Annotated in this window: 8 protein-coding genes; 2 read left to right on the top strand and 6 right to left on the bottom strand. The window is 58.2% G+C overall.

From position 1 onward, the window contains the following. Window positions 1-109: 109 nt before the first annotated feature. Window positions 110-1,402 carry a serine hydroxymethyltransferase gene (locus tag K227x_RS25665; protein WP_391540397.1) on the bottom strand — a complete coding sequence of 431 codons (1,293 nt, stop codon included), beginning with the start codon at window positions 1,400-1,402 and terminating at the stop codon, window positions 110-112. 376 nt (window positions 1,403-1,778) lie between these two features. Here K227x_RS25665 and K227x_RS25660 point away from each other — a divergent pair, with 376 nt between their 5' ends. Further along, window positions 1,779-4,793 carry a zinc-dependent metalloprotease gene (locus K227x_RS25660; RefSeq protein ID WP_145174722.1) on the top strand — a complete coding sequence of 1,005 codons (3,015 nt, stop codon included), beginning with the start codon at window positions 1,779-1,781 and terminating at the stop codon, window positions 4,791-4,793. A gap of 124 nt (window positions 4,794-4,917) precedes the next feature. Here K227x_RS25660 and K227x_RS25655 read toward each other — a convergent pair whose 3' ends face one another. From K227x_RS25655 to K227x_RS25640, 4 genes are read right to left on the bottom strand one after another with little or no spacing between them, the layout of a single operon-like run. Beyond that, window positions 4,918-6,291, bottom strand: coding sequence for a hypothetical protein (locus K227x_RS25655; RefSeq protein ID WP_145174719.1), 1,374 nt, complete (start codon window positions 6,289-6,291; stop codon window positions 4,918-4,920). After that, window positions 6,288-8,780: an ABC transporter permease gene (locus tag K227x_RS25650; RefSeq protein WP_145174716.1), complete on the bottom strand. Its 2,493-nt coding sequence runs from the start codon at window positions 8,778-8,780 to the stop codon at window positions 6,288-6,290. The genes K227x_RS25655 and K227x_RS25650 overlap by 4 nt, the downstream gene beginning before the upstream one ends. Then, entirely contained in the window at window positions 8,777-9,730 is a 954-nt protein-coding gene (locus K227x_RS25645; protein WP_145174713.1) for an ABC transporter ATP-binding protein, read from the bottom strand. The genes K227x_RS25650 and K227x_RS25645 overlap by 4 nt, the downstream gene beginning before the upstream one ends. 3 nt (window positions 9,731-9,733) lie before the next feature. Further along, window positions 9,734-10,198 carry a GntR family transcriptional regulator gene (locus K227x_RS25640; RefSeq protein WP_145174710.1) on the bottom strand — a complete coding sequence of 155 codons (465 nt, stop codon included), beginning with the start codon at window positions 10,196-10,198 and terminating at the stop codon, window positions 9,734-9,736. Window positions 10,199-10,386: 188 nt separating this feature from the next. Between K227x_RS25640 and K227x_RS25635 the strand changes: the two genes are divergently transcribed. Then, the gene (locus tag K227x_RS25635; RefSeq protein WP_145174707.1) at window positions 10,387-11,511 is read left to right on the top strand and encodes an FG-GAP repeat domain-containing protein; all 1,125 of its coding nucleotides are present in this window, start codon (window positions 10,387-10,389) and stop codon (window positions 11,509-11,511) included. 132 nt (window positions 11,512-11,643) lie between these two features. On the opposite strand, the gene K227x_RS25630 is transcribed toward K227x_RS25635, so the two are convergent. Continuing rightward, window positions 11,644-13,950, bottom strand: coding sequence for a hypothetical protein (locus K227x_RS25630; RefSeq protein WP_218933531.1), 2,307 nt, complete (start codon window positions 13,948-13,950; stop codon window positions 11,644-11,646). Window positions 13,951-14,031: the final 81 nt, after the last annotated feature.

Genomic DNA, 14,031 nt, shown 5'->3' with positions numbered 1-14,031 from the left:
AAGCATTGGTTGCCGTTTTTCGTAGCGGAAGTCGTCAAGACTTTCGGCACAGGATGTGGAATCACCGAAAGTCTCGACGACTTCCGCTACGAAATGCTTCACACGCCCACTAGCTAGGGTTCGTGGGAACCAGGGCCGCATCGTGGCCAGCCGGGACTGGAAAACTTTGGCACAGTTCGCGAATTTCGCCGCGGATCCCTTCTAGCGACGCTGTGTCGTCAGGGCCCGAGAGTGCTTTGGCGATCCAACCGCCGACACGCTTCATTTCTTCGGTGCCCATGCCGCGTGTGGTCAGCGCGGGGGTGCCGATGCGGATGCCCGAGGGGTCGGCCGGACGTCGTTCGTCAAACGGGATCATGTTCATGTTGACGGTGATGCCGCACTTGTCCAAGGCTTCTTCGGCTTTCTTGCCACCGAGTCCGACGGCGGTCACGTCGACCAACATCAGGTGGTTGTCGGTTCCGCCACTGACCAAGCGAAGTCCGGCTGCCATCAGCGTATCGGCCAACACTTTGGCATTGTCGACGACCGATCGGCCGTAGGCCTTGTACGCCGGCTGCATCGCTTCGTCGAAACAGATCGCCTTGGCGGCGACCATGTGCATCAGCGGGCCACCCTGGGTTCCTGGGAACACGTTGCGGTTGACCAGTTTCAGGTGTTCTTGTTTGCACATGATCAATCCACTTCGTGGTCCGCGAAGGGTCTTGTGCGTGGTGGTGGTGACGTAATCGGCATACGGGAACGGGCTGTTGTGGATGCCGGCAGCGACCAGCCCGCTGTAGTGGGCCATGTCGACCATCAATTTGCAGCCCGCATCGTTTGCGATTTCGGCAAACTTGTCGTGAGGGATCTCACGCGGATAAGCGCTGGCCCCGGCGACGATCATCTTTGGCTTGTGCTTGCGGGTCAGCTCGGCGATCTGATCAAAATCCAGGCGATGATTTACTTTGTCGACGCCATAGCTGATGAAGTTGTACAGCCGGCCGCTGATGTTCAGCTTCATGCCGTGGGTCAGGTGACCCCCTTGGGCTAGGTCCAGACCCAGCACGGTGTCGCCGACTTCCAGGGCGCTCAGGTAAACGGCGGTGTTGGCCTGGGATCCGCTGTGGGGCTGGACGTTGGCGGCTTCCGCACCAAAGAGTTCCTTGGCCCGGTCGATCGCGATGGTTTCGACGACATCGACGTGTTCGCAGCCGCCGTAATAGCGTCGGCCCGGATATCCCTCGGCGTATTTGTTGGTCAGCACGCTGCTAGCGGCCTGCATGATCGGCAGGCTGGTGTAGTTTTCGCTGGCAATCATTTCCAGCCCTTCTTGCTGGCGAACGGCTTCCGCTTGGATCGCTTCCCAAATGGCGGGGTCTTGTTGGGCCAACGGGTTCATGGTGCGAGTCTCTTGGATCATGGAAAATCGGAAGAAAATGGAGGCTGGCGGACGGCGGGATAAGGGCGTTCCCACCTGGGATGACAGGGTTGGATTGTCTGTCTCTTACCGAAAACCGTCAATGTCGTCGCATTCGACACCGACAAGAATCGTTTTTTTCTGCCCCTTGAAAAGGGTTTGGGCGCGATTTGCCCCGCCCATGTAAGATAAAAAGGTTCGGATATCGCAAACTTTGTCGGATAAAACGATGAGGGGTTTGCTGGCCAAAGCCGCTACTTCGGTATCCCGACAGAGTCTCAGAATCAGGAAATTCGAGCGACGCCGGGGCAGTCGTGGCCACCCACGGTCGATTCCCGCCCTCTTCCCCACCCTTCCCCCGAAAGATTCAGTGTTCGGAATGAAATACCTGCCCAGTCTTGCCGCGGCATTGGTGGCTCTGGCCACCGCCGCCACTTCGTCGCCGGCAAACGCCGATTTGCCCGCCTTCGATAAAGTGTCCGAGGGATACGAAAAGGTCGAAGTCACCGACCAGCGGACGCCCAAAGGGTTGTTCAATGTCTGGAAACGCGACAAAGATTCCCAGCTGATCGGCGAACTGCCCAAAAACTTTGCCGGCAAGAGCTACTTCATCGCCCTGACGGTCAGCAGCGGCGATCTGTACGCCGGGCTGCAGTCGGGCGATTGGGTCGTCCAGTGGCGCCGCTATGACGACCGCTTGGCATTGATCGCACCCAATTTGGATATCCGGGCCACCGGCGATCCCGAAAGCAAAGCGTCGGTCAAACGATTGTTCACCGATACGGTGTTGTTGGACGTGCCGATCATGGCGACCGGGCCATCGGGTGGTCCGGTCATCGATCTGGATGGACTGTTGATCGGTCACGCCAGCAAGTTCTTTGGTTCGTCGGTGCGCGTCGGCAATACACGAATCTTTGACTTGGAATCCGCCAAAGTCTTCCCGGACAACGTCGAAATCGCATTCGAAATCGTCAACGGCGGACGGCGCGTCGACGGCAGCGGCAAACTGCAAACGATCCACTATTCGTTCAGCGAAGTGCCCAGCGCGTCGGCCGGATACAAGCCACGCCAAGCCGACGAACGGATCGGCTATTTCACCACCGCGTATTCGGACCTGTCGAAGTACGAAGACGACGAGACTCGCGTCCGGAACATCAACCGCTGGCACTTGGAAAAACGCGACTCGAAACTGGAACTAAGCCCACCCAAAGAACCGATTCGGTTTTATGTCGAACACACTGCACCGGTTCGCTATCGCCGCTGGATCAAGGCCGGTGTGGACTACTGGAACAAAGCCTTTGAAAAGGTCGGTTTGGTCGACGCGATCGTGATCGAATATCAGGATGCCGAAAGCGGTATCCATATGGAAAAGGATCCCGAGGACGTTCGTTACAATTTCATTCGTTGGTTGAACAATGACATTGGCACCGCGATCGGTCCCAGTCGCGTGCACCCACAGACCGGTCAGATCCTGGATGCCGACATCGTGCTGACCGACGGTTGGATCCGTCACTTCAATTTCAACTACGCCGACCTGATGCCCAAGTTGGCGATGGAAGGATTCTCGGCCGAGACACTGTCTTGGTTGGGCACCCACCCCAGTTGGGATCCACGCGTCCGAATGGCTCCGGCTGAAAAGGCAAACTACCTGCGCAGCAAGTTCGCTCGTCAGGCCCAAGAGCCAATGGGTGGATTCGCAATGGCATCGGCTGACCCGACGCTGATGGGCGACCAAGAGTACGACGGATTGTTTGGCAGCGTCAGCCAAAAGAACGGTCTGTGCATGGCCGCCGCCGGTCGCAGTCTTGATCTGGCGTTCGCACGCATGGATTGGGGACTGACGTTGATGGCCGACGAAGAGGCCGACAAGAAAAAGAAGGCCGAGGAAGAAGCCAAGGCCGCAGCCGAAGCGAAGAACGCCGAGGCAAAGGATGCTGACAAATCGGATGACGCGGGCGCCACAGATGCCGACGCCAAAGACGAAGACAAGGATGACGAGAAGGACGCCAAGAAAGACGACGACAAGGATGATGACAAGGACAAAGAGAAATCGAAGTCCGACGAACATCTTTTGGACGGCATGCCCGAGTGGTTTGTCGGTCCGCTGCTAGCCGATCTGGTCGCCCACGAAGTCGGTCACACCTTGGGGCTGCGTCACAACTTCAAGGGATCGGCAGTTCATACCCTGGACGAAATCAACAGTGCCGAAGTCAAGGGAAAGAAAACCTTTACCGCATCGGTGATGGACTACACGCCGATCAACTATCGATACGAATCGGGTGACGTCCAAGGTGACTACGCGATGATCGATATCGGTCCCTACGATTTCTGGGCGATCGAATACGGCTATACGTTCAAGGACAAGGATCTTCCTGAAATCCTGAAACGTTGTACCGAACCGGAACTACAGTACGCCACCGACGAAGACACCTCGGGTCCCGACCCGCTGGCCCGTCGCTATGATTTTTCCAAGGATCCGCTCGACTACGCCAACGAACAGATGAAGTTGGTGAAACTGTATCGCGAACGGATTTTGGATAAATTCGTCAAAGATGGCGACTCTTGGGCCAAGGCTCGTCGCGGTTACGAGTTGACGTTGGGCTTCCAGACCAAGGCTGCGAACATGATGGCCAATTGGATCGGCGGTGCGTTCGTCTATCGTGACAAGAAAGGCGACCCCGGCGATCGTCCGCCTGTCGAAGTGGTGCCCGCTGAACAACAGCGAGCAGCGCTGAAGTTTGTCATCGATACGTCGTTCTATGACGATGCCTACGGTTTGACGCCCGAGTTGCTCGAACGCATGAGCGTTGATAAGTGGTTGGATGGGGGCGGTCACTCGTCGATGTCGTCCGAAGGTACCTGGCCGATTCATGACCGCATCCTGGGCGTGCAAGCGTCAGCGATGACTTGGTTGTTGAACCCGACCACGCTTCGCCGCGTGTACGACAATGAACTGCGTTTGCCAGCCGACGAAGACGCGTTGACATTGCCCGAGTTGTTGGACAGCGTCAGCACGGCGGTGTGGAGCGAGCTGAAAGAGGAATGCCCCGAAGGCCGAAATGATCGCAAGCCGATGATTTCGTCACTGCGTCGCAACCTGCAACGTGAACACATGCAACGTCTGTTGGATCTGTTGCTCGAATCGTCCGATGACACGGCCGCGTACAAGCCGATCAGCACACTGGCTCGGATGCAGCTGCGTCAGATCTCCGCTGATATCGAATCGTCGATCAAGACCTGCGGCGGCAAGATGGACGCCTACACGATGGCGCACCTTAGCGAGATCAAGGAACGCATCGATCGCGCGTTGGAAGCCGGCTATACCTACAACGCAGGCGGTAGCCAACAACCGGCGATGATGTTCATGCTGGGCAAAGAGCCACAGCAACAGTAGTCGTCGACAGGCCGTTACAACGGATTCCAAATCAAAACCCTCGCGGCCATGTTCGAAAAGCGAACGTGCCGCGAGGGTTTTTTGTTGGGTTTCGCCGTAGCCTGGTCTACGGTTGCAACGCCCTTCAGTCACCTGCCCCCGGAACCAATGTGATCACCTCGGGGTCACGCCCCAGGACGTGTGACCAGTCGGTGTTGCGATTCGACTGCAGGTAGATCGTCATCTGGTCCTGCGCGTCGACTTCGAACGCGAAGGGGCCGCCGTCGAAGGCCTGCGTTTCTGACTGAGGCAATCCGACGCGGCCCAGTTCGTCCAGTGATTCGGGCCAGCGGTGGAATTGTCGCTCGAACTGCCGCGTTGCCAATACCGTTCGCGTATAGCGTTGTTCGTTGGCGACTCGGCTGAATGCTCCTGCCAGCGCTCCGTATGCCGGCGTCAGCAGGTCGGTGAGCCAATCGCTGCTAGTGAACGGGACCTGTAACAAGCGGTCCATCGAAGCGTCGTCAGGTTTTCTCGCGTGATCTTCTGTGATCTGACGAGCCTTGTCGATCTCGCTATACCGCTGCGCCACCGGCAGGTTGATCAGTTCCTGCTGCATTTGGACAACCGATATCAGCGAGCTAGGGGCAACGCCCAGTGGCAGCGGTGCAGCCGTCTGTCTGGACAGGCTCGAGCCGATCTTGCCATCCATCAAGACCGGCAGATAAGAATACAGCTCGGACTCGACGACCGATCGCCAGCGTCGGTCCCATTCGGAGGGTTTGTCGATGATCGACTTGATCTCGGCGAGTTCTTCGTCCGTCCACACGTCGGCGGCTATCGAGCGGCGAACCTCGGCCATCGTTACCGAATAGCAGGCGATCTGGACCAGTTCTCCGACCATCAAGAATGACTGCTGGCTGGGACCGAAGAACCGGTCGGTTGCCCTGATGGTCATGATCGCGCGCTGGCTATCGCCTTGGTGAACGGCATCCAAGAACACATAGCGAAGCAGGCGAGCAAGGGCGCGAGACTTCTGAACCTCGTTCAGGTTCATTTCGAAGGCTTCAGCGACCAGCGGCGTCCAAATCGTATCGCCGGAATCCAGCAGCGAGTCGATCTTCTGCAGTATCGGTTCGGCACCCTGGGCGTACTGGTGGATAACCTCTGCGGCGACCCAGTCCTGGCCGGGCGGGACCAGTTGTTCATAGGGTGATTCGTCGCCTTCCCACGCAAATGGGCCTCCGTACACTGCGTTGTAATCCTCGGTCGCCGCCAAGATCGCTTTCCAGGTGGCCGTTGCATCCTTGGACGAATTTGCATCATATCGACGCAACTGTGTCGAGTGATCGATGGTGGTTCCGTCCGCGGTAACGTCGCGGATGGCCTGTTCCAGTCGGGTCTGATGGGACCGCCAGGAAACGGTGGCTGCGCCGATCGTCCCCGCCAGCGCCAGAATGGGGACCGCGACAATCGCCATGTGAAATACATCGCTGCCGGTCATGGTTCGCTTGCTCATTGCACGTTCTCCTGAATCAGTTGGTCGATGGTGGTTTCCCACGGCATGCCCCAGAACTCGGCTGGGTAGGTGGATCCGCTGCGAATCAGCTCGATTGCTGGCCGCGAGCGGATTCGAGGTGCGTAGGGGCCGAAGTCGAATGGCATCGTTGGCATCATTTGCAAGTGATGCATCTGCCGCAGCCAAGCGTCGGATGCGTCCCCAGACGATTTTGAATCCGACTGGTCGTGCGAGCGGAGTCCCGCCAGAGCCGTTTCCACGATGGCGTCGGCCCGTCGCGATCGCATCCAGGTTGCCAAGTACGCCGGTTGGTAAGACAAGCCCTGGTCCAACGAGTTGTCTCGTTTGGCAAGGTAGCGTGCCCAGGTCGCCAGCACGGCAGATCGCCGCGCCGCATTCCGTTTCGCCGAGGTCGGCAAATGGGCGACGGTCGATTGGTAGGACGGATCGTCTTTCCACGCGTCCATGCCTGGTACCCCCAGGGTGTCGGCGATCCAGATTTCTAGCATGTCGGCGGTTTCCTGATCTTTCCACTGCGTGCTGTTACGCAGCGACTGGGCGATCTCGGATGCGGCCACCAACCAAGGCGAAAATGCTTGCCAGCTGGCTTTCGATTCAGGATCCGATTCGTAGGTCAGACGCTGGTACATCAGCGTGTTGAATAGGTTGAAAAAGGCGAATTTATCGGCCGACGCTGCCAGTTCTGGATGCTGGCGGACATCGGCCAGTGCCGGGATCATCTGCTGGGGCGTTGGATGTCGGGTTTTCAACCACTGCTCAACCTGGTCGATCGGCAACATTTCACTGCGATCGGTCCTGCGGAAGACGGCGTCGTTGCCCTTGGACAGGGATAGGACGATCGGGCTGAATGCCGATCGGCGGATCTTTTCGGCCTCGTCCAACAGATTGGTGCGAGTCGCGGATGCCATGTCTGGGATCTGGCGAACGCGCATCGTTGCCGCACCCACCGGTACGCCGATCAGCACGACCGCCACACCTAACGCCGCTAGGGTCGAACTTGGTCGGTCTCGCATGTCCATGTACCGTCGCATCGACCACCATGTCGCCAACATCGGTGCCAGCGAGCAGATCGCCACCAACCAAAGCGGAGTTTCCAAGGCGCCGATCGACCATACGAACCAGCCCAGTACCATCAGGCTTACCACCGGACCAACGATCGCGGACAAGATCAACGTGCGAAACAGTTGGCTGGTCCACTGGGATGTCGAATAGATCACCCACGCCGCGAACCCCACGGTCAACAGCGACGGAATCGTTAATTGCATCGGGTCGCCTGGGGCAGCGAAGGTTCGTCGCAGGGCCAGCAGCGAATACAGGCACAGGCAACCACACAGAATGGCAAAGGGGATCGCATGTCGGGCGAAGTAGGCCTTGGTCGGGGACACGCCGCGGTCTGCCAAGAAACGGATTCGTTCGGCCGAGCCATCGTTCTGGAACACCAACACGCCCAACCAGGAAACCGCTATTGGACTGACCAAGATCAGGGTCCCGAAGATCACCCTGGAATTGGAAAGCGTCTGTTCGCTGAGCATCAGGTTGCCGGTGATCGCCGCCACCAACAGCACTGTCGGAATCGCAATCGCCAACGGAGCCGAGCGGATGGATTGCCAAATCATCGACGACCAGTTGGATCCCATCACCGGCGCGGTTGACCAGAATGATCGGGTGTTGCCAGATCGGGCGACTGCGTCCGATGCCCCGTGGCGGGTTTCGGGCATCGCAGATTCAGCCAGTCCGACCGTTTGTGGCATCAGGATCCGCATCGCCGATCGATAGGCCAACCATCCCATGATTGGAATCAGCAGGGCGATCAGGCCCGTCGTCACCATCCGAACGTCTTCGCCGCTGAGGTGATGTCGTTGGGCCACGTAGACCACGTAGCGAAACAATTCGCTGATCGCCAGCGGCAGACAGGCCAACGCCACGACGGCGACCAAGGCATGGAAGGGATGACGGATTCGCCATGCGGCGTAAAATCCACAGATCGTCAGGTAGACGCTGTGCACAATCCACAACGGATAGGCCACCGGTGCGTTCGACATGCCTTGAATGCCGCCGATCCGCCAATGCGAGATCGATCCGTGCCCGTCGTCCATTGCCATCAGACATAGCAGTGCGAAGATCCACATCGCCAGCAGTCCCAACATCGCCACCGCGAACTTCACCGCGATCCATTGTCGCGGTTCCAGCGGCAACGACGACATGAATTCGATCGTTCGCTGTTCACGTTCTTGGCCGACCAGCACGGCGCCGCAGCCAACAGCAAACAGGATCGGGAATGCGATCGGCAGCAACAGCCGGACGTCATCTACATAGCTGTTGACGTCGTAGCTGTTGCCCATCAACGCCGTCATCACAAACAGCAGCAACGCCACCCCCACCAGCATCAATGCCAGTGGCATCAGCATCCGAAATTCTTTCCACCACAGCCAGCGGTTGTGGCTGATCATTGATGTGAAGGTGCTCACAATACCGCCTCCCGTTTCGTTTCCGTTGCTGGTTGGTCGCTGGGTGCGGACTGCGTTGGCAGGTCACCCGATGTGCAGGCCACAAAGACTTCTTCTAGCGTGGCCACGCGGTGACGAACGTCGACCACTCCCTCGGTCGCCCGCAGTTCGTCGATCATTTCGGGTTTCAGATAGCGGACAAACATTTGTCGCTGGCCGCCGGAAGCCTCTTCGCTAAGGATTTGCGCTGGCGCCGCCAAGATCGGCAGTGCCCGCAGTGGATCGTCGACATCCACCACCACCTGCCAGATCGTTTCGCGAATTTCGGCAAGCGAACCGTGCAACACGATCTTGCCTTGATGCAAAATCGCGATCGTGTCGGCCACCCGTTCAACCTCGCTGATCTGGTGGCTAGACAGAAACACGGTCCGTCCGGTTGCGGCCCGGTCGATCATGCTTTCCAGAAAACTGCGGCGAACCTTCGGATCCAAGCCCGAGGTGGGTTCGTCCAGAATCAGTAGATCCGGATCGTGCGACAAGGCCAGCGACAGAGCGACCTTGGCGCGTTGGCCCTTGCTAAGATGTTTGACCTTTTGGTCCGGCTGGATGTCGTACCGGCGGATCGATTCTTCGTATTGCGTCAGGAATTCACGGTCGTAGAACGAGGCCGCAAAGCCGCCGATCTGGGCTACCGTCATCCAGTCGTAAAGGGCCGGCGAATCCGACACGTACCCGATGCTGCGGCGGACCTTCAGTGGATGGGTGCTGGGGTTCACGCCCGACACCAAGCACGTACCCGACGACGGTTTTTGGAACCCCGTCAAAATTCGAATCAGGGTTGTCTTGCCGGCTCCGTTTTCGCCCAGCAGAGCGAAGACCGTTCCGGGCTGTATCTCCATATCCACCCCGCGAAGTGCATCGCAGCGGCGAAAGTGCATGGACAAGTTTTTGGCAGAGATCACTGGCGGCATGTCTTAGCCCTCTTTCTTGGTGGTGGAGTTCGCGGTGGCAGGTTCCGAAGCCGGGGCGGGGCCCGTTTCAACATGGACGTTGGGAGTCGTCTTGGACAGTTTTTTCAGTTCGCTGTGGACGATCGATTCAATCGCCTCAGCATCCAGGCCGGCGTTCCACGCCTCGGCCAAAACGCCTCCGATCCGCTCGGCCAGCACTCCGTCGCGGTGGCGGCGGCAGATCGCCGCGGCGCCACTGGAGATCACCATCCCACGACCTCGCAGCGATTCGATCACGCCGTCGTTTTGAAGCTCGGTGAAGGCGCGGGCGACGGTGTTGGGGTTGATGGCCAACTGGCCGGACAACACACGGCCGCTGGGCAACAACTGCCCACTGCGCATCGTGCCAGCGGCGATCGACGCTTTGATTTGCCGGACGATCTGCAAATAGATCGCGACATCGGACTGAAAATCGATGGATAGAAACATGGCAGGCTCGTACGAATGTGAAACCAATCGCGACGCAGTGGCGATCTGTGGCCGTTGTGGGCTGCATGGTTAACTAGTTCGATAGTACACTAGGGTTGTGGGGCGGGTCAAGTCGCATTGTCCTGCCGGGGACGATAAAATTCTGGACTCGCCCGACCTCCCCACTCCCACCCCCTGCGGCCAACCCTATGTTTCGCTACCGATGGATTCTGCTGTCGCTGCCATTTGTTTTCGCTGGCAGCGCCCCTGCGATCGAGTTTGAAAAACGAGTTTTGGATCCACAGGTTGGCGACGTTTGCTATGCCGTGACGGCGGCTGATGTCGACGGGGATGGTGACTTGGACGCGGTGGCGATCAGCGAGCGCGAGGCGGTGTGGTTCGAAAATCCAACGTGGAAGAAACGCGTCATGGTCTCCGATGCCTGTCCTCGCGATCTGGTTTGCATCGCTGCCGGTGACATCGACGCGGACGGACAGGTTGACTTTGCGTTGGGCGCGGGCTGGCCCAAGAACGGCGGCACGATCCACTGGATCACGCGAGGCGAAACGCTGGACGATCCGTGGTCGGTGCATTCGATCGGCGCCCAGCCATGGACTCACCGAATGCGGTTCGCCGATGTGCTAGGCCGCGGTCGCGATCAGTTGGTGGTCACTCCGCTGAACGCGGTCGGCGAACCGGGCATTCGCTTGATGGCGTTTTCGATCCCCGCGGACCCGGTTGCCGGACCCTGGCAACCGGTCGTGATGGATGGTTCGCTGAACAAGGCTCACAACCACTGGCATCGCAGCGGCCCGGTCACCGATACGATCGTTGCCAGCGACGAGGGGTTGACCCGTTTGGTGAAAAGTAAGGACGGCTTTCAGTCAGAAAGGTTGTCCGAGCAGGCATCGGGCGAAGTCAAGTCGGGCGTGCTGGGGGATCGCAAAATGTTGGCGACGATCGAACCGATGCATGGCAGTCGTGTGGCGGTGCACATCGGCGACCAAGTCGGTCCGCACATGAAGCGAATCGTGCTGGACGATTCTTACGCGCAGGGGCACGCGGTTTGGTGCGCCGATTTTGATGGTGACGGACGTGACGAGGTTGTGGCAGCTCACCGCGAACCGAAATCCGATGGGACGGCCCCGGGGATCTACCTGTATCGGTCGGACGACGAATCGGGGGACCATTGGACCAAGCAGGCGATCGATCTTCCGATGGCCTGCGAAGACGTCTGGTGTGCCGATTTCAACGGCGACGGCCGCGTCGATATCTTGGCCGGTGGCCGCGCCACTCAGGACGTGAACCTGTACCTGAACGTCACCGGTCCCTAGGCCGCACACGATCAATAAGTGCCGGTACTGCAGTCGTGGGATTCGCCTGGATTCCCTCCCCCGCCATCGCAGCGGTCAGGAATTCTGGCGAATCCCACGACGACGCAGGTTCGATCGTTGCCAGGCAGGCGACTAGGGTTGCGTTGCAAATTGACTGGACACGTATTCGCAGTTGATCACTTTTTCGACGAGGTCCAGTGGGACATAGTAGTAGTGATTCGAGGCTTCGTAGCCAATTCGTGAATCTTGGCTGACGACGTCAAACATGTCGCGGGCAACCGAAACCTCGTTTTCGGTGATTTGCAAAATCTGTTCGACCAACTTCTGTTTGGGATCGCCGTCGGACTGCGACGCAGCATCGCGGGCGACCACAAATTTTGCTTGATTGACAACGCTGGCAAAGTGGAGATGGGCTGCGCGAGCCACACTGAGGTCCGATTCCGCCGCCTGACGCTGCACACCCGCAGTGGCTTCGACCGCTTGTTCCAAGTGCCGAATTCCCTCGGCCCATCCAACCGTGACCTTTTCGAATTGTTCGGCAAAGACGTCGGCGGAATAAGGGCCGCGCCAGCGCAGCAGATCGTCGTAGGGAAAGCAGACCATGGTCGCTCGGTAGCCCGTTGGGTTTGCGTACAACAAATTGGCTGGTCCCATTTGTTGGGGGGCGTTGTACATCACCGCCCCGCTGTACGGGAAATTCCTGAATGCATCACTGAAAGCGGTCCATGCCTTGCGAACCAGAGGTGCCGCATCGTCGCCATAACGATCTTGGGCAATTCGGTTGAGTACCGTTTCCTTCGTTGCCCCGGGGTCTGTCGAGAAGTACTGAGACACGAGCAAATTGGGCGACGGGTACCCGCCCAACGTCCAGCTCAGCATGGTGCCGTCAACGCCAACATCGTTCAGGTTTTCGCAGTGTTCGGCAACCAAATCCATCACGGGAAGAAACGGCACGGCGGAAAGTTCCCAAGTGTTGTTGACGGCAACTTTTGCGACTGTTTTTAGTCCGGCTTGTTTCGCGTGCATCCAGTGCTTGGTCGCACGGGGGCCAGGACCCACGGCCGACATGGAATACTCGCCAATCTTGGATGAAACTCCCCCGCGTTCGATGGGCAGCGACCATTCGCTGACCGACATCAGGGCAACGTCCTTCGGTAGTAGCGAGATGATATCCGGCGCGTCACCGTGTCGCTTCCATCCCCAATCCCACGCGATCACTCGGGCGTCCGGATTGGTTCGGTGGACTCCTTCGGCGATGGTTGCGTTGACTTCCGCAATGATTTCGGCATCGGTGCGTGTTTTGCAATGAGGACATAGCTGATGCTGCCCCTTGGACGCGCAGTTGGTAAGGTTTTCTGAAGCGGTGATCGTGAACACGCCGCCCAGGTCCGGCACTTCGCCAAACACATAGGCCAGCGAGTTGCTAATCCAATGGCGTACTTGGGGAGTGCTGGTGCACATCGTCACAAAATCGCGTTTATGAATGCCCGCCAGTTCAGGACGTGTTTTGAAAAACGCCGGCGGCATCGCTCGAGGTTCGTTGATGTAGAGATAGATTCCGATGCCGTACCGTTTGGCTTGTGCGACAAGGTTCTTCAGCGTCTGGATTCTGCGTTCGTGATCAGCGCCGAACTCTGGGAAGTCTTCGCCGCCTGGTGCAAGCTGTCGAAGTACCACATGCATCCAAATTCCGTTGACGCCTTTTTCAGCCAATCTTGCTAACAGGCCATCCGGGATCGGCTCGATTTCTGGATCGATCAACGGATCGCCGAACAAGCCAAAGTAAGAGTAGACCATCCGCAACGGTTGTTCACGGTTGACCGTGTCGCGATCGGGCAACGCGGTGGTTCCTTCCGTGCTGCTAAGTGTTTCAACGAAGCGGAATCTTGGCTCGGACTCGACCAGTTCCAGATCGCCAAAATGTTCCCTCACGACCTGTTTGATTTCTGCGGCTCTTTGAACGGCGGTCTCGTCGGGTTCTTGGTATCGAAGCGGATCGCACTTGGGTTTCAGATTGCCGAGTTTGATGTACAGGAAGTCGTCTTCCCGCAGCGTCAGTGCTAATTCGTCCGGTGTCATGTCGAGCAGTTGTAGTAATTGCTCGTAAGGCAGGAGATGCCAATTACGACGGATCAGCGTGATGTACCCACGCTCGCGCATCTCGCTCGACACGGTGTCGACTTTGGGTAACCCCATCGAACCAGCGATTTGTTTGATGTTTGCGGTTTCCGTCCCCACCAATTCAGCCATTCGTTGCGGGGGAACCAGTTGCCAGTTTCGCCAAATGAACGCATGCAGCCTGCTCGGGAAATGAGGTGACTGAAGCGCAACAGGATGAGTGCCCACCGGCAAACGATCGGAGGCTGGAAGGGATACCCCATGCAGCGATACCGCCATGGCGAAGCATAAAACCAAGCATTTTGCATACACACGATTCATGGGTGTTCTTCTCTTGTTCCGTCTGGTCGTTGGGCCACGGGCAATTCCCGGTCGCTCACGAGAACGTCCGGGTTAAAACAG

Source organism: Rubripirellula lacrimiformis (assembly GCF_007741535.1).
In the GTDB taxonomy this organism is placed as follows: domain Bacteria; phylum Planctomycetota; class Planctomycetia; order Pirellulales; family Pirellulaceae; genus Rubripirellula; species Rubripirellula lacrimiformis.
This window is presented reverse-complemented; position numbering and strand designations above follow the sequence as displayed.

Excerpts from the sequence above, each read along its gene's own strand:
- K227x_RS25645 (WP_145174713.1), bottom strand. The coding sequence starts at position 9,730 with ATGCCGCCAGTGATCTCTGCCAAAAACTTGTCCATGCACTTTCGCCGC.
- K227x_RS25640 (WP_145174710.1), bottom strand. The coding sequence starts at position 10,198 with ATGTTTCTATCCATCGATTTTCAGTCCGATGTCGCGATCTATTTGCAG.
- K227x_RS25660 (WP_145174722.1), top strand. The coding sequence starts at position 1,779 with ATGAAATACCTGCCCAGTCTTGCCGCGGCATTGGTGGCTCTGGCCACC.
- K227x_RS25665 (WP_391540397.1), bottom strand. The coding sequence starts at position 1,402 with ATGATCCAAGAGACTCGCACCATGAACCCGTTGGCCCAACAAGACCCC.
- K227x_RS25635 (WP_145174707.1), top strand. The coding sequence starts at position 10,387 with ATGTTTCGCTACCGATGGATTCTGCTGTCGCTGCCATTTGTTTTCGCT.
- K227x_RS25655 (WP_145174719.1), bottom strand. The coding sequence starts at position 6,291 with ATGAGCAAGCGAACCATGACCGGCAGCGATGTATTTCACATGGCGATT.
- K227x_RS25630 (WP_218933531.1), bottom strand. The coding sequence starts at position 13,950 with ATGAATCGTGTGTATGCAAAATGCTTGGTTTTATGCTTCGCCATGGCG.